General features: G+C 67.5%; 2 protein-coding genes. Both read left to right on the top strand.

Annotation, left to right across the window (positions count from 1 at the left end; all coding sequences use genetic code 11):
* The coding region (locus tag P1P75_RS41080) for an arabinan endo-1,5-alpha-L-arabinosidase (protein ID WP_319265036.1) at nucleotides 1–963 on the top strand (963 nt) is incomplete at its 5' end.
* Nucleotides 945–2,378 carry a family 43 glycosylhydrolase gene (locus P1P75_RS41075; protein ID WP_319265033.1) on the top strand — a complete coding sequence of 478 codons (1,434 nt, stop codon included), beginning with the start codon at nucleotides 945–947 and terminating at the stop codon, nucleotides 2,376–2,378. The genes P1P75_RS41080 and P1P75_RS41075, both read left to right, overlap by 19 nt.
* Nucleotides 2,379–2,460: the final 82 nt, after the last annotated feature.

Below are 2,460 nucleotides of genomic sequence, written 5' to 3'. Positions count from 1 at the left end.
TCCTCCCGGCGAGCCGCGCTGTTCGCCCTCCCCGCTGCGGTCCTGCTCGCCCTCGTCCCCTCCACCGCCTCCGCCTACCCCAACCCCGGCACGGTCACCGGGTCCACGGTCGTGCACGACCCGACGATGATCCGCACCTCCGGCGGCCGCTACCTCCTCTACGCCACCGGCGGCGGCCTCTCCTACCGCACCTCCACCGACCGCATCGCGTTCAGCGCGGGCGGCGACGCCTTCTCCACGAAGCCGGGCTGGTGGTCCTCGTACGGGACGACCGAGGCATGGGCGCCCGACATCTCGTACCAGGGCGGCAAGTACCTCATGTACTACGCCGTCTCCACCTTCGGCTCCAGCAGGTCCGCCATCGGCCTGGCCGCCTCGGCCACCGGACTGCCCGGCTCCTGGACCGACTACGGCACCGTCCACACCTCCACCACCTCCAGCGACTACAACGCCATCGACCCCAACCTCTTCGTCGACGACAACGGCAAGTGGTGGCTGTCCTTCGGCAGTTGGTGGACGGGCCTGAAGATGATCCAGATCGATCCCGGCACCGGGAAACAGCTTTCGAGCAACACGACCCGTTACTCCCTCGCCTCCCGCCCGACCGGAACCAAGGCCGTCGAAGCGCCGTACATCGTCAAGCGAAACGGTTACTACTACCTCTTCGCCTCCTACGACACCTGCTGCGCCGGCACCAGCTCCACCTACAAGGTCAAGGTCGGCCGCGCCACCAGCGTCACCGGGCCGTACTACGACAAGAACGGCGTCGCCCTCATGAACAACGGCGGCACTGCGGTGCTGGAGTCGCACGGGCGGTACATCGGCCCCGGCGGTCAGTCGATCGTGAAGGACGCCGACGGCGACCTGATCGTCTACCACTACTACGACGGCAACGACAACGGCACACCCAAACTCGGCATCAACCTACTGAACTGGAGCAGCGGATGGCCCGTCGCCTACTGACCCTGCTGGCCGCATTGCTACTCGCCCTGTCCGTCGGGCAGTCCACCGCCAGCGCGGCTTCCTTCGCCAACCCCGTCAAGACGCAGAAGGGCGCCGACCCCTGGATCACGTACCACGACGGCAACTACTTCATGGTGACGACCAGTTGGACGAGCGTCATCACCATCCGCAAGTCCGCCACCCTCGCCGGACTCGCCACCGCGCCCAACATCCAGGTCTGGCAGGATGACGTGGCAAGCCGTTGCTGCAACATCTGGGCACCCGAGCTGCACTTCCTCAACGGCCGCTGGTACCTGTACTACGTCGCCGGGCAGAACGTCACCGACTACAACGCCACCCAGCGCACCCACGTCCTGGAGAGCTCCGGCTCGGACCCTCTCGGGCCCTACACCTACCGCAACCAGCTCAACTCCGCCTGGATGCTGGACCCGACGGTCGCGACGATCAACGGCCAGCTCTATCTGTTCGGCAGCGCCAGCGGCGGCACGCAGAACCTCGTCGCGGCCCGCATGTCCAACCCGTACACCCTGGCGACCGGTTTCTCGACCATTTCCACTCCCACCAACTCCTGGGAGAAGAGCGGCGGTTCGGTCAACGAGGGTCCGGAGATCCTCCAGCGGGGCGGGCGGACCTTCCTCATCTACTCCGCCAGTGGCTGCTGGACCCCCGACTACAAACTCGGCCAGCTGACCCTCACCGGCAGCGACCCCCTGTCGGCCTCCGCCTGGACCAAGAAGTCCACCCCCGTCTTCCAGCGCAACGACGCCAACAGCGTCTACGGCCCCGGCCACAACGGCTTCTTCACCTCACCCGACGGCACCGAGAGCTGGATCGTCTACCACGCCAACGACGCGGCGTCGGAAGGCTGCGACAACGGGCGTACGGCCCGTGCGCAGAAGTTCACCTGGAACTCCGACGGTACGCCGAACCTCGGTACGCCGGTCCGGCTGGGCGCCAGCCAGACCGGGCCCTCCGGTGAGCCGTCGGCAGCCTCGACGACGTACACCGTGCGCAACCGCAACAGCGGTAAGTGCCTTGACGTGGCCGGGAGTTCCGCCGCCGACGGGGCGAACGTGCAGCAGTACGCCTGCAACGGGGGCGCGAACCAGCGGTGGCGGCTGGAGGACCAGGGCGACGACACGAGCCGGCTGGTGAACGTCGCGACCGGCAAGGTCATGGACACGGCCGACTGTTCCACCGCCGACGGCGCCGACCTTCGTCAGTGGTCGTGGCTCAACAACACGTGCCAGCGGTTCCGGTTCCTGGCGACGGACAGTGACTACGTCCGTATCGTGAACCAGGCCACCGGGAAGGTCGCCGACGTGGCGAACTGCTCTACGGCCGACTCGGCGGACGTCCGCCAGTGGACGTGGCTGAACAACACCTGCCAGCAGTGGCGTCTGACCCCGTCATAACTCCCCGGAGTTCCACCTCCCCGGTCCAGGGGGCTCCGCCCCTGGACTTCCGGGCCCCGTGCCCTCCCAGCCACCCGCCTCG

Source organism: Streptomyces sp. ID05-39B, from assembly GCF_033794725.1.
GTDB lineage: Bacteria > Actinomycetota > Actinomycetes > Streptomycetales > Streptomycetaceae > Streptomyces > Streptomyces bobili.
This window is presented reverse-complemented; position numbering and strand designations above follow the sequence as displayed.

Coding starts and splice junctions, on each gene's coding strand:
- P1P75_RS41075 (WP_319265033.1), top strand. CDS start 945: ATGGCCCGTCGCCTACTGACCCTGCTGGCCGCATTGCTACTCGCCCTG.